This window comes from Marinobacter algicola DG893 (assembly GCF_000170835.1).
Taxonomy (GTDB): domain Bacteria; phylum Pseudomonadota; class Gammaproteobacteria; order Pseudomonadales; family Oleiphilaceae; genus Marinobacter; species Marinobacter algicola.
The window spans coordinates 61,058-79,621 of the sequence record NZ_ABCP01000002.1; the positions used below are offsets into that span (position 1 = coordinate 61,058).

An 18,564-nucleotide genomic window follows, 5' to 3' on the forward strand; every position below is an offset into this window, starting at 1 on the left:
AACTGAATACTTTACGGAAATCCGCCGCCATGAAAATAGCGATCATCACGCCTGCACCGGTTGGCTCCAGGGCCGGTAACCGGGCCACGGCGGAGCGGTGGAGCCATTTGCTCGAGCAGGCCGGGCATCAGGTTCTCATCCTCACCGAGTACAGTAGCCAGCCTGCCGACCTGTTTATTGCATTGCATGCCTGGAGAAGCAGCGACGCGGTAGTGCGTATTCGCGACGACCATCCAGATACACCATTGATGGTAGTGCTGACAGGTACCGACATCTACGACCACCAATACCGATACCCCGAACAAACCTTCAACTCCATGGCGCTGGCCGATTGCCTGATTGGGCTCCATCACCGGGTTGTTCGCGATATTCCCGAGCGATTTGCCACCAAACTGGTCACTGTGCTGCAGTCGGCCGAACAGCCAGAAGACCGGGCCATTGTTGATAACCGTAAATTTGGCATTTGCGTTATTGGCCATCTGCGGGATGAGAAAGACCCCCTCAGAGCGGCGTTGGCCGCAAGACGCTTGCCAGAGACATCAGCGATTCACATCATCAACGCCGGCAGGGCGCATTCACCAGAATGGGAGAATAGCGCGCTGGCCGAGCAGGCAGCCAACCCTCGTTTTCAATGGCTGGGTGAAGTCGATAAGCCAACCATCCAACAATTGATGCAGCGATCCCGGGCCATGGTGATCAGCTCGATCATGGAAGGCGGCGCCAATGTGGTATCGGAAGCATGCCGTGCTGGCCTCCCGGTTATTGCGTCGGATATCTCTGGCAATGTCGGCCTTCTGGGTGATGACTATCCGGGCTACTTCAGTGTGGGTGACGATACCGACCTCGCCAGGGTTTTACAGTGGGCGGAACAATTTCCCGAATTCCTCGAGGAATTGGCCGATCGTGTTGCTAAGCTCGCCAGCAATTTTACCCCAGAGGCCGAACAGGCTGCCTTATTGGCAGCCATGGATCGGGCCGTGGCCGAGCGCGCAAGGCTCAGTCGCGAAGCGTGATTGGCTCAATAGGCCCGCTTTCGTCCTGGGGCAAGACCCGTCCGATAATGGCGGTGTGCGGGTAGCCCAGAGCTTTTAGCTCACTGATACAGGCGTCGGCCTGGTCTGCGGGTATGCTGGCGAGAAGGCCACCGGCCGTCTGCGGATCGAAGATCAACGGGTAACGGGGGTGGTTGACCCACCTTTCCTGGTCACGAATGCCACGCCGCAGACGAATATTGGCAGGCTGCAACGAACTGAGGATGCCTGCTGCCGCAGTTTCCTCTGCGCCAGGCAAAATCGGTATTGCCATGAGATCCAGTTCCGCATCAACGCCGGAGGGGCGTGTCATTTCAACCAGATGGCCAAGCAAACCGAAACCGGTTACGTCGGTGCAGGCTCGTGACCCATATCGGCGCAGGCACTGTGCAGCGTCCTTATTGGACTGCATCATGGAGGCCAGGGCGGAATCAACCCAGCGGCCTTTCGCCGCCAGCTTGGCGTGGGCAGCGAACAGCGTCCCGGTGCCGATCGGCTTGGTCAGTAGCAGAACGTCTCCGGCCCGCAGGCCTCCCTTACTCATGACGTCATCAGGATCAATCAACCCGTTGACCGCAAAGCCCAGTGCCAGCTCACGGCCTTCGCCCGTGTGGCCGCCCACCAACGCGCAGCCAGCTTCATTCAACACTTCCACGGCGCCAGACATCATCTGGTAAACCACGTCTTCCACCTTGGACTCTATGCCGTAGGGCACGGTCGCAACGGCGGTGGCACTCTGAGCTTCGGCGCCCATGGCAAACACGTCGCCCAGCGCGTGATTGGCGGCAACCCGGCCAAACACATAGGGGTCGTCAATAAAGGCCCGGAAGAAATCGACGGTGTGAACCACCGCCTTTCCGGGAGGCACGGTCAGTACGGCGGCGTCGTCCGGTGCGTGTAAACCAATCAGTATGTCGTCACGCTCTATGGGTCGTAGCTCTCCCAGCGCCCGCGACAGCACGGTACTGCCGACTTTGGCGCCGCAGCCACCGCAACGCATGGCCACTGCGGAGATGGCCTGGGACGCTTCCTCAGGGTTTTGTGCGGCGCCAGTGTCGGGCAGGGCGGCATTCTCTTCCATGGCGGGAAGATCATTGAATTTCGCCATGAAACGTCGATCGATGCTGTTTTTCCAGCGCCAGACCCAAGAACCAGCCAAAGACAGGTCACCCCGGGAGGCTACTGCGAATTTGTCGCCGGTACTGATCAGCGCCAGCCATTTTTTCTGCGGCCGGAACGGCTTCGCCGGCTTTCCGAGAGCATGGCGACGGAGGTTGTCCGCCAGTGGGCGGCCCTGACGAACGGCAAATACGCCCGCTTTTTCCCGGGGATGATTCACAACGTTGGCAATGTCACCCGCCGCAAAGATATCGCCGTCGGTTTCTGTCTGCAGAGTGTCCGTTACCCGGATAAAGCCACCGTCGTCCAGGGCCAGGCCAGTGTCCCGCAGCCATTCGGGACCGCCGGCACGGGTGACCCAGAGCACTTCGTTGACCGACAGGGTGTCGCCGGATTCCGTGGTCAAGCGATTGGCGGCAACCTCTGAAACTGCGGATCCCAGGTGAATCTTCACTCCACGGCTTGCGAGCGTTTCGGCGAATACTGCACGCACCTTGGCGTTGTGGGTGGGGAGGATCTGCTGGTCAGCGTCAAACAGATGGAAATGCAATTGGTCCGGGTCGTGGCCGCGTTTTTCGAGCTCATTTCTTAGCCGGAACTGCATGGCCAGGGTGAGCTCAACGCCACCCGCACCGGCACCGACCACAGCAACGGTCATCGGGCCGTCATGGTTCTCCAGCCGCGATAGCAATGACAACCAGCGATTATTGAATCCGTTGATAGGCTTGACGGGCACTGCATGCTCAGCAGCTCCGCTGACGTCACCTACCTTGGGAGCAGAGCCGATATTCACCGACAGAATGTCGTAGGGAACATCCGGCCGGGAACGGCAGACTACCCGCTTACGACCACGGTCTATGCCGATAGCTTCATCGCGATAGAAGCGCGCGCCCGCGAATTCGGCCAGTTTACTGAGGTCGATATGGACTTCGTCGTAGGAATAATGCCCAGCCACGTAGCCGGGCAGCATGCCGGAGTAGGGGGTGTGGGTATCCCTGCAGATGAGGGTAAGGCGGACACCAGGCACGGGGTTCATGGCAAAGCGCTTGAGAACGCCAACGTGGCTGTGTCCGCCGCCAATCAGGACAATGTCCCGTAAAACAGGCTGTTCGGATTGTTGCATTAAATAACTTTCTTGGCTTCGTCGCTGAAGGTGTTAAAGCCTTTCACGCTGGAAAATGCCTGTAGCTTTTCTTTGTCCGCATCAGACGGATTGGCGATCTGATCAACCGAGGTGATACCGGCTTCCTTCATTTTGCGGGCGGTAGCCGGCCCAATACCTTTAACCTGGGTCAGGTCGCCCTTGTCCTTCGGCTTCGGAGCGCGTTTTGCTGCAGCCGGTTTTGTTGCTGGCTTCCGTGCGGCCGTGGGGGTTTTCTTGGGAGCGGTTTTAGTGGCTGCGGTCGAGCTTTTGGCGGTTGTGGCTGTGCTCGCCTTGGGCTTGGCGGCTTTCTTCGCAGTTGCCGCTTTTGCTGTGGCGGGCTTCTTGGCGGCAGGTTTTTTAGCAGCTGCCTTACTGCTGGTGGCTTTTTTCGGAGCTGATTTGCCTTTGGTAGTGGGACTCGCCTTCTTGGCGGCCTGGCCGGCAACCTTTTTCGCTTCTTCACTGGCTTCCTTGCTAGCGATACCAAGACGGTCCAGGATGTTGTTCTGCAACTCGTGGAATTCACCCAGGCGCCGTTCAAACTCTTCATTGAACCGTTTCATTTCACGTTCACGGAGATCTTCCACTTCCTTTAACAGCTTGCGGACGGGTTCCTGGATCTGGTTCTGCAGGCTGTCGAACTGTTTGAGGGCGTCGTTGATCAGTTTTTCGATCTGTGATGATGTCTTATCGAACTCTTTGTTCACTTTCTTGACGACTTTATCAACGCTTGGCTTGTTGGCTTTCTTCGCCATGAGGACTTTCTCCTTGAAGTGCGAGTTGATGTGGGGCGTGGGTGGTTCAGGCCAGTTGCCGAATGCTGGAGGCGGGCCCTGAGGAACGTCTGGATTTCAGTGTCTGCTTCTTGAGCACCACCTCACGAATGCGCTTGAGTTTTTCGCTCAGGGCAGACGAGGAGTTGTCATTGAGTTCTACGAAATCAACGGAATAGAAGAAATTGCTACAGTGTTTCCTGCGTTCCGTTACCAGGCCGGTAATGCCATCCGCCCTGATGTCGTCAAACGGCATTTCCATCACGAGATCCAGGATGACCGTATCACCGGGGTTGAATATCTTGTCCGTCTTCATCACACATCCGAAGTGATCCAGCTCGAACAACGCGGCCTGTACACGCTCTCGGCGAAAGAGGCCACGCTTGATGTGAAAATGTGCGACAAGATCCGGTAGTGCTTCGTTCATCTAAAAATGATCTCTGTTGCCCCCCGAGGGCGTCCTGACGACACCTCGAGGGCATGCTCCTGAAGGTATATGGTTAAACAATAGCCACACTCTGTTGGTTTGGCAACGTGTTCAGTGTCATACGATAGAGCTCTCAGGCGGTTCATCAACTGTTTTTGTCATTTTGGCCTGTTTGTAGGGTATTCAGCTCGTAAATATCCGTGCGCCGATCTTTCAGGTTGGTCACGGAGCCTTCATTGCGAACCAGCTTCAGCTTTTCCAGATCCATATCCGAAAACATGATCATTTCCGTATTCGGAGTCGTTTCCGCCATCACCGCGTCATGGGGGAAAGCGAAGTCCGATGGCGAGAATACGGAGGATTGGGCGTACTGGACGTCCAGGTTCTCAACCTTGGGAAGGTTACCCACGCTACCGGTGATCACGACGTAACACTCGTTTTCAATCGCACGTGCCTGAGCACAGTGACGTACCCGAAGGTAGCCGTTCTTGGTGTCTGTCCAGAAGGGCACCAGAATAATATCCACCTCTTCAATGGCAGCCAGGCGCCCCAGTTCCGGGAACTCGATGTCGTAACAGATCATGATGGCCACGCGGCCGGCGTCTGTGTCGAACACCTGGAACTTTTCACCGCCCTCGATGACCCAGTCACGGCGTTCGTGGGGGGTGATATGGATCTTGCGCTGCTCGTCGACGCGGCCATCGCGGTGGCACAGATAGGACACGTTGTAGACCCGATCATTTTCGAGCAGGGGCATCGAACCGGTAATGATGTTGATGTTGTAACTGACCGCCATTTCCGACATCTGGTTGCGGAACTGCTCGGTAAAGCCTGCCAAAAAGCGAATGGCCCTTGTCTGGTCCACCTGGTCCGTCAGACCCATCAGCGGTGCGTTGAAAAACTCCGGAAACAGCGCGAAATCGCTCTTGTAGTCCGAGAGCGCATCCACGAAGTACTCCACCTGCTCCAGTACTTCTTCCACAGAGGTAAACTCACGCATCTGCCACTGGACCGCGCCCAGGCGCACTTGAGTCTTCTTGACGCTCAGGACCGGAGATGGCGGGGTATAGAGGATGTTCCGCCATTCCAGCAGCGTGGCGTAGCCCAGGGACTTTTCGTCTTCCGGCAGGTATTTGTGCATCAGCCGGGTGACCTGGAAGTCGTTGGACAGCTGAAAGCTCAGAATCGGATCGTAAATATCCTTGCGATCCACTCGCTGGATGTATTCTTCCGGGGAGTGCTGGTCTGAATACTTGTGATACCCCGGAATCCGGCCGCCTGCCAGGATGGCGCGCAGGTTCATCGAGCGGCAGAGTTCCTTTCGGGCCTCATAAAGCCGCCGGCCAAGACGGTAGCCGCGATAGTCCGGGTGGATAAACACATCGAGACCGTAAAGCGAGTCGCCTTTGGCGTTGTGCCAGATTTTTTCATTGCGCAGGATCAGGTCGTCGTAGGTGTGCGGGTTACTGAACCGCTCATACTTGACGCACACCGTGAGTGCCACGGCCACCAGGTCACCGGATTCCTCGATACAGATCTGGCCATCAGGGAATTGCTGCACCAGAGCCTCAATCGTGTCCTCTGGCCAGGCACCGCCAATATCGTCGTAGACCCTGTCCATCAGCCGCTGGAGCTGAGGGTAGTCATCATTGGTCAGGTTACGAAGGTTGAGGTGCAGTTCTTCGTGGGCCATATACGGCAGCTCCCGTTGGGTATGGAAATGACGACAAGAATTGTTAATTGCCTGGGTATTTTATCAGAGAGCGTTAAAGACTTCTTACCAGATAGAGTTAAAGACTTCTTACGAGATAGAGTTAAAGACTTCTTACCAGATAAAGCTAAAGACTTTGCAGCAAACGCCGAAAACCAGTTTATGAATGATAGGCAGCCGATACGCTGTTTGCTTGACCCCCCGAATTGTATGTCTCGAAAAGGACCCGGAAAATGAACCTGAGTTTCGGCCAAAAGTTACTCGTCGCCTTTGGTGTTTTGCTTTTACTTGTCATGGGGGCGTTCACACTCAGCGGAAACCTCCGGTTACAGGACACTACGGATACCTATGTTGATGCGCTGATTGAAGACACGGTGGCTCAGAGTACGTCCAGCATCGCGGATTGGCTCAACACGCGCCTTGCCATGACTGAAGCAACCGCTAAAGCGCTGGAGTCGGTGGAAACCGATGCCGAGGCGCGGGTTATCCTGGCCGCCGCGACATCCGGTGGTGGGTTCATTGATGTCTATGTTGGCCGTGACGATGGCTATATGCTGATGAAGGACGACGCTTCCGAAGCCACGCTGCCTGCGGATTTCGACCCACGCACACGGCCCTGGTTCAAACAGGCGAAACAAAAGGGCTCAGCTTCGTTCACCGAACCCTATGTGGATGCTGGCACCGGCGGTACTATCATCTCCACGCTGGCTCCGGTCAAGCGCGGGGCCTATCAGGGCGTCGTCGGTGGTGATATTGCGTTGAAAACCATAGAACAGACGCTCTCCACCATTACGCTGGCCAACACCGGTTATGCTGCCCTGATCAGTGACGATGGCACAGTCCTGTTTCACCCGGACCAGAAACTGGTTGGCAAGAAGATCAGCACTCTTCTGGGAGAATCACCCCGGCTCAGCGGTGAAGTCCACGAATACGACAGCGGAGATGCCAGCTGGACCGCGGGTTTCCATCGCATCAAAGGCGCTCGTGGTGTTGAGTGGTATCTTGGCACCTTTATCAATGAGGACAAGATCAATGCGCCGGTTCACGCAGCCCGCGTGACGGGACTGATCATCGCGGTGATTGGCCTGTTGGTGTCACTGGTAATCCTGCACTTTGGTATCCGCGCGCTGATGGCTCCTGTCCGTAAGCTCAATGCCGCCATGGCGTCAATCGCCAGTGGCGAGGCGGACCTCACCAAGCGCCTGGATGATAGCGCCAACGACGAATTCGGCAAGCTCGCGGCGGAGTTCAACATATTTGTGGAGAATATCCAGAATGTGGTCCGGGACGTCCAGCAGGGTACAGCCGAGCTTGGCGAAAACGTGTCCTCCTTACGTGATACCGCCAGCACCAGCCGAGACAGCGTTGAAAAGCAGCAAGCCGAGATTGATATGGTGGCCACGGCCATCAATGAGATGTCTGCCGCTGCGGGAGAAATTGCACAGAATGCCCAGCAGACAGCGGACGCTTCCAACACCGCCGACGCAGACAGCCGTGCTTCCCTTGAAACCGTTGCCGCGTCCCGGGATGCGGTACAGAAACTGTCGAAAGAAATTAACGCTGCTGCGGAAGTCATCGACAAACTCGGCAAGGATGTTACCGACATTACTTCGGTTCTCGAGGTGATTCAGGGTATTGCCGAACAAACCAACCTACTGGCACTGAACGCTGCAATTGAAGCCGCCAGGGCTGGTGACGCAGGTCGCGGCTTTGCAGTAGTCGCTGACGAAGTGCGGAATCTGGCTCGCCGCACTCAGGACAGCACAGAAGAAATCAACAACATGATTGAGCGCCTGCAAAGTGGTGCAAACCAGGCTGTGGACGTCATGAAGGCATCAACAGCGGTATCGAATGTGAGCATGGAAAAAGCGCAGGATGCAATGGAGTCGCTCAACCGTATCGCTGACGCAATAACGTCGATCAGCCAGATGACCTCGCAGATCGCAACAGCCTCTGAAGAACAGACCTCCGTGACAGAGGAGTTGAACTCCTCCATCACCCGGATTGCCGACCAGGGCCAGGAAGCCGCCAAGGCTGCCAGCGAAAACGATGTTTACAGCGGTCAGATTGAATCGGTTGGCCTCACACTCAGCGAGAACGTGTCACGATTTAGGGTTTGAGTGAGACGCTTTTTTTGGGGCGGATAGTTTCCGGATTCGTCGTCGGAGTTCGAGAAGGGTTCTGCTGCCAATGGCCCAGGACTCGTCCGTCAGATAAGGATTATCCAGAACAAGGACGTTCCGGCTGTGCAGGTTCAGCTCGTCGATGGCCTGGCCGTAATACTGGTTGAGGTAGGCGCCGAAGCTGCCATCGAAAATGGCCCGTTCCATGCCCAGTTGGAGCCGATGAGCCGTCTCATGGTCGTGGCGGTTGACGAAGAAATAAGAGGGCATCGGATAGGCCAATAACAGATCGGGCTCGATGACGAAATCTTCGTTGTTTTCAAGCTCCAGATCGAAAAGGACCTCGCTGACCCCGCGGGCAAAGCACTCAAAACGATGATTCTCCAGCATGCGGAAAAGGATTTCGTACCGCGAGTGAGTCACCACGTTGACTCCGTTGGCCTGCAGAATCGACGCGTCTGGCCAGTGGGCGCCCTGGCCGATGCGGACTCCGGACTCCTGAAGATTGCCCAGGTTCCGGATACCCTTGAACCTGGGCAGTGAATCTTTAAGCACTACGCACACCCGAAGCCCCAAAAGCCCGCCATCAATCGGTATGGGAATCGCCCGCAGGCTTTCTTCTCTCTGGTTTGATGTCGCGACGTTGGCGATATCAACCAACCCTGATTGCTGGCGCTCAAGTTCCCGGACAACCCGGCCTTGGGCCATCTCCAGGGTGCGAGTGATTCGATAGGAACCGTATTCCGGTGTTTTGTCAAAGGCGAGGGCGACCAAGGCTCGTATAGGTGGGCTGTCATAATTGCGGTACCACAGACGATACTCCGTCGCCTGTGTTTCTCCAGATGCGTATTCCGAAGACACACTGGTTCCCGGGCAAACCAGAAACAATGCCAGGGCCGTTAGCCAGCCTGGCGCACGCCTCACTTTCATTGAAGACCTACTCCCGCGTCCATTCGAATTTCTTGTTGTCGCCCGTTTTGTTATCAGAGCAGTTTAGGTGAATTTCCATGTTCGAGAAGAAAATGCCGTAAAAAATCGCAAAAACAGTTGCGATACCTTTAAAACGGCTGCAATCATGGATGTTAAATCACCAAAAGGAAAAAACATGGCGTTCATCGACAATCTGATAGGTGCAACCGGCCATTGGGTGTCTGAATCGAATCCTGAAGCGCGAATCACCCAACCGATGGCATGGCTCCGTAAAACCAGTGGTTACGCGGCCGTTAACCGGATTATTGGCCTGTCGATACCGTTCGCACCACGAAATCGATTCAGTGTTGAGGAGATTCGTCCAGGGTTCGTAAAGGCAAGAATACGCCTGAAAGGCAATAAGAACCACTTTGGCAGCCTTTACGCCGGTGCCTATTTCCTGTTGGCGGAGATTCCCGGTGGCGTGTTGACGTTGTTTGATCTGGGGCCGGCTTATACGCCCATTCTCAAGGAAATGACGCTTCAGTTCCTGCAGCCGGCGAACTCCGACGTGTTTGTTGAGTTCTCACTGGACGCCGCCACGGTGGAAGCCATCAAGGCTGAGGCCGATGCAACGGGTAGGGCTGCGTTTGAGTTGGAAGGTGCCCTTTACGACAGCGAAGGCAATCATGTGGCTACCTCGATGGCCCACTATCGTGTTCGCAAGAAAGGCTTCCAGGCGCAATAACCTCAGGTTGGTTCAAGCGCCGTCCAGTTCCCGCAGAGCGGCGAGGAACGTCTCCCCGTATTTTTCGAGCTTTGCCGCACCCACGCCATTTATCTCAGCCATTTCGGAAAGGCTGTTCGGCTTTTTGTCCAGGATTTCAAACAGCGTGGCATCGTGGAAAATCACGTAGGGCGGCACGCCTTTCTCATCCGCCAGCGACTTGCGGCAGGCGCGCAGCGCCTCCCAGCCAGGTTTGTCCGTGATCTGGTCCGCAATCCTGCGGCGGCCGGATCCTGATGATCCACGGCCGCTGGAGGCCTTCACAACGGGATCCTTGCGTAATTGGATAGCCACTTCGCCCTTCAGTAGCGGGCGGCATTGCTCCGTGAGTTGCAGCGCTCCATAGCCTTCCGGATCAGCCCTCAGGTAACCATTGGCCACCAACTGACGGAACACGGACTTCCAGTCGTTCGCAGACAACTCGGTACCGATGCCGTAGGTTGATACAGTCTGATGACCGGACTGCAGGATACGTTCGTTTTCAGAACCACGTAACACATCAATCAAATACGTCACCCCGAAACGTTGGCCGGTTCTGAACACGCACGAGAGCGCCTTCTGAACGGCAACCTTGCCGTCCCAGGTTTCCGGCGGGTTCAGGCAGGTGTCACAGTTCCCGCAGGGTTGTTCAAGGGTGTCGCCGAAATATCGCAGCAACACCTGTCGCCGGCAACTTGTTACTTCGCACAGCCCCAGCATGGCGTCCAGCTTCTGACGTTCAACACGTTTGAAGTGGTCATTGCCCATGGAGCCTTCGAGCATCTGCCGTAGTTTGATCACGTCCTGAAGGCCGTAGACCATCCAGGCGGTCGAGGGCTTGCCGTCACGACCAGCTCGGCCGGTTTCCTGATAGTAGGCTTCCAGGCTTTTGGGAAGGTCCAGGTGGGCGACAAACCGTACATCGGGTTTATCGATGCCCATGCCAAAAGCAATAGTGGCCACGATGATGACGCCATCCTCGCGAAGGAAGCGTTCCTGATGCCGCGCACGATCAATGGCATTGAGGCCCGCATGATAGGGCAGAGCGGTGTAGCCTTTGTCACTGAGCAACTTCGCTGTGTTGTCGACTTTATTGCGGGAAAGGCAGTAAACGATGCCACAGTCGCCATCATGCTCCGCTTTAATGAAATCCAGTAATTGTTTGTTCGCATTGGTTTTTGGTGAAATTCTGTACTGGATATTCGGGCGGTCGAAACCACTGATAAAATGTCGCGCATCGGTCAGGGAAAGCCGTTCAGCAATTTCCTTCCGGGTGCGTTCGTCAGCGGTAGCCGTGAGGGCGATACGGGGGACGTCCGGGAATTCATGGGCCAACCGGCTTAGCTCCAGGTAGTCGGAGCGGAAATCATGGCCCCACTGGGACACACAGTGAGCTTCGTCGATGGCAAACAGCGAAATGGACGCATGATGCAGCAAGTCCAGTGTGCGAGGCTGGATTAACCGTTCAGGCGCGCAGTAGAGCAAGTCCAGTTCGCCCGTCATAAGGGCGTTTTCAGTATCCCGAGCCTGTTCGAAGTCCATGGTGGAGTTCAGGAACGCGGCCTTGACGCCCAGCTCTTTCAGCGCCGCCACTTGGTCCTGCATCAGTGCAATCAGTGGTGATATGACGATAGCTGTTCCAGCGCGCACCAGTGCTGGTACCTGATAACAGAGGGACTTACCACCGCCGGTGGGCATCAACACCAATGCATCACCGCCGTTAACCAGTTCGCGGATAATATCGCCCTGCAAGGGCCGGAAGGTCTCGTAACCGAAAACACGATGTAGGACTTCTTCCGGGTCCTGGTCGGAAACGCGGGGGCGCTCTGTGCTGAGTTGTGCAAAATCCATGACTTGGCCAGCGGTGTTGGTTGAGGGTAAAGGATGCCGTTCTGACAGGCGGGCCATGATACCAGAAACCGGTCACGGAATCGGCGGAGACAAACAAACCTTATAAACGCTACAATGCGCCTTTTTTCTGCACCAACAAACAGGAACTCCATGCAGGAATTTGACGCCATCCGTCCCTACTCGGACGAGGAAACCGGAACCGCCATCAACAATCTGGTACGGGATCCGGAATTTCTTGACATGATTGGCCGCTTCAAATCGCCCACACTGGCCAAATGGGCACCCGCGATGCTTCGGGTATGGGTAAAGCGCTGGCTGGCCAGCCACTTTGGCGGGATTACCCGCATCGACGACCTCCAGGCACGACTGTCGGGGTATGTTGGCGAACTGGTCGATCACACAACGACCCGCGTTACCCACAGCGGGCTGGATAACCTGGACAAGCAGACCGCTTATCTGTTCATTTCCAACCATCGCGACATCGTCTTCGACCCGATGGTGGTCAACTACCTGCTGTTTGCGAATGGTTTCAACACCACGCGTATTGCCATCGGCGACAACCTGCTGGCGAACCGCGTGTTTGCGGAAATGATGCGGCTTAACAAGAGCTTTGTGGTTCGTCGCAGCATGACCAGCCCCCGAGAAATGCGGGACGCCTACATCATGCTTTCAGCGTTTATAAATCACAGTATCGAAAACAACGAGAGCATCTGGATTGCTCAGCGTGAAGGGCGCGCCAAAGACGGGCTGGATTTCACCGATCCCGCTATCGTCAAAATGTTCTACATGAGCCAGAAGAAAAGTGGGTTGGATTTCGGCGAAGCCATGAACAGGCTGCACATCGTTCCGGTCTCCATTGCCTACGAGTATGATCCCTGCGATATGGACAAGGCCCGAGAGCTCGAAACCCGCTCCCGCACGGGCAAGTACATTAAGGCCGAAGGCGAGGATACTAACCAGATAATGCGCGGGCTCACGGGGTTCAAGGGCCACGTGCACGTGCATTTCGGAGCACCCATCGCGGATGCCGAAAACACGCCTAAGGAACTGGCTGCCCGGATCGATCGGGAGATGCATGCCAATTATCACTTGCACACGTCCAACCTGGTGGCCTATCAGCAAAGAGGCATTCATCCTGATTCACACGCCAGCAGAGACTCTGTAAGCGATGCGGTGGTGACGGCAGAGGCCTGGTCAGCGGCGGAAATAGAAGCCGCCGAGGCGGAGATGGAGCGTCGACTTGATGCCTGCGACCCGGCGATTCGGCCCTATCTGCTGGATATGTACGCCAACCCGGTGGTCACGGCGCTTGAAGCTCACAATGGCAACGGCTCGACGGATACACCAACGGAACACCCCTGATACCCGAGGTATTTTGTGCAAGAACTTCAATATATCGAATTGGAAACCAATCCCAATCCTACTGCCGCCGTTATCTGGCTGCATGGCCTTGGAGCCAGTGGCCATGATTTCGAGCCGGTAGTGCCGGAGCTGGGGCTGCCCGACAATGCCGCTGTTCGGTTCATTTTCCCTCACGCCCCCAACATGCCGGTCACCATTAACGGTGGAATGACGATGCCAGCCTGGTATGACATCAAGGCAATGGATATTGACCGGGTGGTCGACACCGATCAGTTGATGGCCTCGTCAGACGCGGTTGCAAAACTGGTGGACCGGGAAATTGAGCGTGGCGTGAAGAGCGAGAACATTGTGATTGCCGGGTTTTCCCAGGGGGGCGCCGTGGCCTACGAGCTTGGGTTGAGCTATCCGAAGCGCCTGGCGGGCATTATTGCCCTTTCAACATACTTTGCCACTGCGAAGACTGTTAAGTGCTCAGAGGCGAATCGTGATATCCCGATCCGGATCTATCATGGCACCTTTGACCCCATGGTACCGGAGGCCCTGGGCCGGCAAAGCGTGGAAAAGCTGCAGGACATGGGGTTTGAACCCACGTATGAGACCTATCCGATGGAACACAGCGTGTGCATGGAAGAGATCGTGGATATCGGCAAGTTCCTTCGCGTTAACGTACTGTAAAGCTCGCCTGACGTTCGATTGGCGAAGCCTAAGCAGGGCAGGTTGCCTCGCTTAGCTTCGCCAGAACGCTGGTGAAAGCACAATTACCACGCTCAGTATTTCCAGACGCCCCATCAGCATACCCACCGATAGAATCCATTTGGCAAGCTCCGGGAGCGGTGCAAAGGTGCCCGCTGGCCCAATTGTGTCGCCGAGCGCCGGGCCAACGTTGGTCAGCACGGTGAGTGCTCCGGACAGGCTGGTGATAAAGTCCAACTGCAGAGCTGCCAGCGCGACCGTTATGATCAGCAGGCACAACAGAAAGATAAAGGTGTAGGCAATCATTGAAGCGATAATTTCGTCGCTGACCGCGCGGCCATTATAGTTGCGGGTGAATACGGCCCTGGGATGCAGCAGCCGCATCAGCTGCTCCCTCAGTACGATCAATGAGAGCTGGAAGCGGAACACTTTCATGCCCCCGGCTGTTGAGCCGGAGCACCCGCCGATAAACATCAGAAAGAAAAACAGCACAAACGCAAGTGGGCCCCACGCAGAGTAATCTTCCGAGGCATAGCCGGTTGTCGTGACCACAGACGTGACATTGAAGAGCGTCGACACGTAGCCGTTAACGAGGTCGAACTCCACTGGAGAAACGTACCAGCGGTAAAGAGTCAGTAAGGCAGGTACCACCAGCAGGATGGTCACGAACAGCCGCACCTGCTGATCCCTGAACAGCACGCCGTGCTGGCCATGCATTTCCCGGACAAAAAGAAAGAACGGCATGCTGCCGATCATCATGAACAGGGTGGCTTCCAACAGAATCAGGTTGGAGTCGAACTTGCCCATGGACAAGTCGGATGTGGAGAAGCCGCCGGTCGCAATACTCGTCAGGCCATGGTTGAATGCGTCAAACAGGCTCATACCGGACAACCAATAGGTCGTTACCGCAAGCACCGAAAACGCCACGTAAACCAACAGCAGGCCACGACTGAGGGTTTTCATTCGCGGCAGGGCCTTGTCAGTCCATTCTGAAGATTCCGTTGCAAAAAGCCGCATGCCGCCCACGCGGAGGAAGGGCAATACGGCAACGAACATGCCGATGATCCCGATGCCACCAATCCATTGCAGTACAGAGCGCCAGAGCAGTAGGTCCTGATCCACGGTGTCCAGGCCGGTAAGCACCGTGGCTCCGGTGGTGGTGATGCCGGATGTGCCTTCGAAAAAGGCCTCGCCGAGGGTGAGCCCCAGATCACTGAGATAGAACGGGAGCGAGGAGAGCAGGGCGATAATAAACCAGCTGGAGACGGTCAGCACGAACATGTAGCGGGGCTTCAGGTCTCGTGCCTGGCGGTAGGTCGCGAGAATGCCCAGCAGCCCCGTGCCAAAACAGATAGCCGCAGACTCCGCAAACGCCATGGCATTCGGCGATTCAGAAGTTACGAGAAGAAGCACAGGTAAGGTCATGAAAATACTAAGAAGTATAAACATGACGCTCATGATAAAGATTACGGGGTTCAGGTTTCTCAAAGGACGCTCTAGCCGGCTGAACAGAGAGACGGCGTCAGAATACATGCGGCTTGGGGCTTTCGCAAGGTGGAACCCGCAGTGTGTCAGGGTCTTACAGGTACATTAAATCACTGTAAATTCCGCGTAAATAAGGATCCGAACGCTGGTGTTTGTCGTCAGCCTGATGCAACTTCGAATTGTGAGTTCGGTTTGAAACCGGAAGGAGAATTCAAATGAAAAAGTCGATTGCATTGATGCTTGGTCTTTCTGCAGCGCCGCTGATGGCGGTCTCCCAAAGCGCCTTCGCTGATGTCTACAAGTCAGGTGGTGGTAGCCTTTATGCGGGCCTGAACTACAGCTTTATCAATATCGAAAACGGCAGTGACGACGTTGACGTTGGTACGCTGTCCGCGAAGGTGGGTGGCCTGGTGTCGCCTTTCTTTGGGCTCGAAGCCCGTGCTGGGTTTGGCGTGGACGATGATCGCATTGGCGGCGTCGATTATTCGCTGGACAATTTCTTCGGCGGCTACGCCACGCTGAATCTGGCGAACGAATCACCCGCAACGCCTTACGTTATTTTCGGTGTAACCCGGGTTGAAGTGGAAGCGAAGTCGTTCCTGGGTACCACCACCGAGGACGAGTCGGACTTTTCCTATGGCGCTGGTGTGAATGTTGAGCTTGCACCGGAAGTGTCTGGCAACGTGGAATACATGCGTTACTATGACAAAGACGGCTCCACCGTAGACGGTCTGGGCCTGGGCGTCACCTTCAACTTCTGATCGGAGCGCTCGACAGCTTTCGCATGACTATCGGGAGCCAATTTGAACCACCTTGCCCATCTTTTTCTCGCTCCGGATTCCCCCAAGGCTCGTGTGGGCAGCCTGCTGGGGGACTTCGCGAGAGGCATTGTGCCGGGCGAACTGCCCCGGGAAGTGAGGGTGGGGCTGCAGCATCACAGGGCGGTGGATGCGTTTACCGACCAGCATCCGCAAGTCATTGCAAGCAAGCGGTTGTTCTCCCCTCAGCGCCGACGTTTCTCGGGTGTGGCGCTGGATATCCTCTACGATCACTACCTGTTAAGAAACTGGCAACGCTTTAGTCATGTGAATTCCGATACCTTTGTCGATCAGGTCTATCGGGAACTCGATGAAAACGCGTCGTTGATGCCTGACAAAATGCAGAGGGTGACTCGGCAGATCGTTCTCCACGACTGGTTCCGCTCATACCAGGACATTGACAACATTGGGTATGCTCTGGACCGGGTCGCCAATCGCATACGGTTCAGGAATGCGTTCAGCGGAATCATCGAGGAGATCAAAGCCCACGACCAGGAACTCGAACACAGGTTCCTCAGCTTTTTCCCTGAACTCAAACACTTTGCCACAAAGGATTTTGAATGTTGACGGACTCCAAGAGATACGTTGTCGCTGCGCTTTTCGCGTTCCTGATCCCCTCCATCGCCATGGCTGAGAGCAGCAGTAATGAAAACGCTGTGCCCGAGCGACTTGGCTTTGTTGAATGGCTTGTGCTCGAGGGCACGGGCCTACGCATGAAGGCCCGGCTGGACACCGGGGCCAAAACCTCTTCACTGCATGCCGTCAATGTTGAGCCGTTCATGAAAGGTGATGAAGAATGGGTCAGTTTCCAGTTGCCGCTGGCTGACCACCAGGATGAGGACGACGCCGACGGCAAGAATCTGGAAGAGGTGATTCTGGAGTTCAGCCTGCCTGTTGAGCGTACGGTTAAGATCAAGCGCAAGGGCGCACCCTCGCAGCGCCGGTTTGTGGTGGTTATGGACTTCTGCATTGCCGGTACCAGTCATAAAACTGAGTTCTCACTCACGGACCGTGGGAAGTTTTCCTATCCGGCGTTGTTGGGTCGACGGTTCATGCGCGACGACAATATCCTGATTGATTCGGCGGACGCCTTCATCGCGAAGCAGGACTGCGAGTACAAAAATCTGGCCGATGTTGCTGAAGAGCAGGCTGGGTGAGTTGTTTGTAAAGTCTGCGTATAGACAAAATGTAGCTATAAGTCTACAATGATACCAAGTGTTAAGTGGGCGAGAGCCTGAAAAACAGTGGTGTCCGCTATGAGTAACGCGCAGAAACTCGCAACCGTCCAAAAGAACAACGTCTCCGGCGTTGGCCTTAAAACCGTGTTTAATATTCTGGACCGTTGGGGCTGTACTCCCGAGCAGGTACAGAAAATCCTTCAGATCTCCCGCCCGGCGTACTATAAGTATCGTAAAGCGCCGGAGCAGGCGAGCCTGACCCATGACCAGATTGAACGTCTCAGTTATCTGGTCAACATCCATGGCTGCCTGCGGATGATCTTCGAGAACCCGAAGAACGTTTACGGCTTTATGGCCCTGAAAAACGACAATCCGTACTTCAACGGCAAAAGTCCCCTTGAGATTATCAGTACGGGCCAGTTTGCTGCTTTGTATGAAACGTTCAGGCGTATCGATGTATTGCGCGGGGGGCTCTGGTGAGTCAGGAACTGCCGCCAACGATCACACCCGAGAGCATTACCGGGTTTCGCCTGATCAACTCGAGGTTTCCGCCCATCAGCCTGTTTGATGATGTGGCGGACGAAGATGAGTTTGATGCGCTCTACGAACTTCAAACGCTCACCAACCCCCGTCTTCAGACCGAGTTGGGTAATCTCAACCTGATCCGCAAAGCGGAGATCCCGTTCGGAATCCCTGGCTGCTCCTACGCCACCGGCCCGTTTACCCATGTAAACCCCGAAGGCAGCCGCTTCAGCGATGGCCAGTACGGTGTTCTGTATATGGGGGAGAGCATCGATACAGCAATAGCGGAGGTGGCCTATCACCAGTCACGCTACTGGCAGGGCGTTCACGGTTTGGACTACGACCGGCTGGTGTTCCGGGGGCTAAAGTGCAAGGTAGGGACGATGACCCTGCACGACGCCACGACCCTCTCCTTTGGGGACACTATCTACGATGCTGACAGCTACGCTGCTTCACGGAGTTATGGTCGCAGGCTCTACAGGGCAGGCTCGGAAGGGCTTCGGTATCACTCTGTTCGAAAACCCGGCGATACCTGCTGGGGATTATTCACTCCCAGGCACGTCCGCAGTGTTATCCAGACGGCGCATTTCGAGTTTATCTGGAACGGTGAGCAAATCAGCACGGTTAACAAATTCACCAAGGCGTGAGAATA

General features: G+C 55.6%; 17 protein-coding genes. 10 read left to right on the forward strand and 7 right to left on the reverse strand.

The annotated features are described in order from the left end of the window. Positions 1–29: 29 nt before the first annotated feature. Positions 30–1,013 carry a selenoneine biosynthesis selenosugar synthase SenB gene (gene senB, locus MDG893_RS02540; RefSeq protein WP_007152146.1) on the forward strand — a complete coding sequence of 328 codons (984 nt, stop codon included), beginning with the start codon at positions 30–32 and terminating at the stop codon, positions 1,011–1,013. On the opposite strand, the gene selD is transcribed toward senB, so the two are convergent. The 4 genes from selD to MDG893_RS02560 form a co-directional block, all read right to left on the reverse strand. After that, entirely contained in the window at positions 997–3,273 is a 2,277-nt protein-coding gene (selD, locus tag MDG893_RS02545) for a selenide, water dikinase SelD (protein ID WP_007152147.1), read from the reverse strand. The two genes, senB and selD, sit on opposite strands and share 17 nt — an antisense overlap. Then, on the reverse strand, positions 3,273–4,049 hold the full coding sequence (locus tag MDG893_RS02550; RefSeq protein WP_007152148.1) for a helix-hairpin-helix domain-containing protein: 777 nt from the start codon (positions 4,047–4,049) through the stop codon (positions 3,273–3,275). The genes selD and MDG893_RS02550 overlap by 1 nt, the downstream gene beginning before the upstream one ends. A gap of 46 nt (positions 4,050–4,095) precedes the next feature. Next, positions 4,096–4,494 (reverse strand): hypothetical protein, encoded by a 399-nt coding sequence (locus tag MDG893_RS02555; protein ID WP_007152149.1) that lies wholly within the window; start codon positions 4,492–4,494, stop codon positions 4,096–4,098. 145 nt (positions 4,495–4,639) lie between these two features. Further along, on the reverse strand, positions 4,640–6,187 hold the full coding sequence (locus MDG893_RS02560) for a bifunctional GNAT family N-acetyltransferase/carbon-nitrogen hydrolase family protein (RefSeq protein ID WP_007152150.1): 1,548 nt from the start codon (positions 6,185–6,187) through the stop codon (positions 4,640–4,642). A gap of 251 nt (positions 6,188–6,438) precedes the next feature. On the opposite strand from MDG893_RS02560, the gene MDG893_RS02565 reads away from it, so the two are divergent. Then, entirely contained in the window at positions 6,439–8,325 is a 1,887-nt protein-coding gene (locus MDG893_RS02565; RefSeq protein WP_007152151.1) for a methyl-accepting chemotaxis protein, read from the forward strand. Here MDG893_RS02565 and MDG893_RS20410 read toward each other — a convergent pair. Next, positions 8,308–9,258 (reverse strand): type 2 periplasmic-binding domain-containing protein, encoded by a 951-nt coding sequence (locus MDG893_RS20410; protein WP_007152152.1) that lies wholly within the window; start codon positions 9,256–9,258, stop codon positions 8,308–8,310. The two genes, MDG893_RS02565 and MDG893_RS20410, sit on opposite strands and share 18 nt — an antisense overlap. A 175-nt stretch (positions 9,259–9,433) precedes the next feature. On the opposite strand from MDG893_RS20410, the gene MDG893_RS02575 reads away from it, so the two are divergent. After that, positions 9,434–9,985 carry a PaaI family thioesterase gene (locus MDG893_RS02575; RefSeq protein WP_007152153.1) on the forward strand — a complete coding sequence of 184 codons (552 nt, stop codon included), beginning with the start codon at positions 9,434–9,436 and terminating at the stop codon, positions 9,983–9,985. A 12-nt stretch (positions 9,986–9,997) separates the two neighbouring features. Here MDG893_RS02575 and recQ read toward each other — a convergent pair whose 3' ends face one another. Then, positions 9,998–11,854 carry a DNA helicase RecQ gene (gene recQ / locus MDG893_RS02580; RefSeq protein ID WP_040474249.1) on the reverse strand — a complete coding sequence of 619 codons (1,857 nt, stop codon included), beginning with the start codon at positions 11,852–11,854 and terminating at the stop codon, positions 9,998–10,000. A gap of 150 nt (positions 11,855–12,004) precedes the next feature. Between recQ and MDG893_RS02585 the strand changes: the two genes are divergently transcribed. Both MDG893_RS02585 and MDG893_RS02590 read left to right on the forward strand, forming a co-directional pair. Continuing rightward, complete coding sequence (locus MDG893_RS02585) at positions 12,005–13,216, forward strand: 1-acyl-sn-glycerol-3-phosphate acyltransferase (RefSeq protein WP_007152155.1); 1,212 nt, start codon at positions 12,005–12,007, stop codon at positions 13,214–13,216. Between the two features lie 15 nt (positions 13,217–13,231). After that, positions 13,232–13,891, forward strand: a complete 660-nt coding sequence (locus MDG893_RS02590; protein ID WP_007152156.1) for an alpha/beta hydrolase — start codon at positions 13,232–13,234, stop codon at positions 13,889–13,891. A gap of 51 nt (positions 13,892–13,942) precedes the next feature. Here the strand turns inward: MDG893_RS02590 and MDG893_RS02595 are convergent, their stop codons facing one another. Further along, entirely contained in the window at positions 13,943–15,358 is a 1,416-nt protein-coding gene (locus MDG893_RS02595; RefSeq protein WP_040474220.1) for a TrkH family potassium uptake protein, read from the reverse strand. A gap of 251 nt (positions 15,359–15,609) precedes the next feature. Between MDG893_RS02595 and MDG893_RS02600 the strand changes: the two genes are divergently transcribed. From MDG893_RS02600 to MDG893_RS02620, 5 genes are all read left to right on the forward strand, one after another. Next, positions 15,610–16,155: a porin family protein gene (locus MDG893_RS02600; RefSeq protein WP_007152159.1), complete on the forward strand. Its 546-nt coding sequence runs from the start codon at positions 15,610–15,612 to the stop codon at positions 16,153–16,155. Positions 16,156–16,197: 42 nt separating this feature from the next. Further along, entirely contained in the window at positions 16,198–16,779 is a 582-nt protein-coding gene (locus tag MDG893_RS02605; RefSeq protein ID WP_007152160.1) for an acyl carrier protein phosphodiesterase, read from the forward strand. Continuing rightward, on the forward strand, positions 16,773–17,369 hold the full coding sequence (locus MDG893_RS02610) for an ATP-dependent zinc protease family protein (protein WP_007152161.1): 597 nt from the start codon (positions 16,773–16,775) through the stop codon (positions 17,367–17,369). Before MDG893_RS02605 ends, MDG893_RS02610 begins: the two co-directional genes overlap by 7 nt. Positions 17,370–17,468: 99 nt before the next feature. Next, on the forward strand, positions 17,469–17,870 hold the full coding sequence (locus tag MDG893_RS02615) for an antitoxin Xre-like helix-turn-helix domain-containing protein (protein WP_007152162.1): 402 nt from the start codon (positions 17,469–17,471) through the stop codon (positions 17,868–17,870). Continuing rightward, on the forward strand, positions 17,864–18,559 hold the full coding sequence (locus MDG893_RS02620; protein ID WP_425268449.1) for an RES family NAD+ phosphorylase: 696 nt from the start codon (positions 17,864–17,866) through the stop codon (positions 18,557–18,559). Before MDG893_RS02615 ends, MDG893_RS02620 begins: the two co-directional genes overlap by 7 nt. Positions 18,560–18,564: the final 5 nt, after the last annotated feature.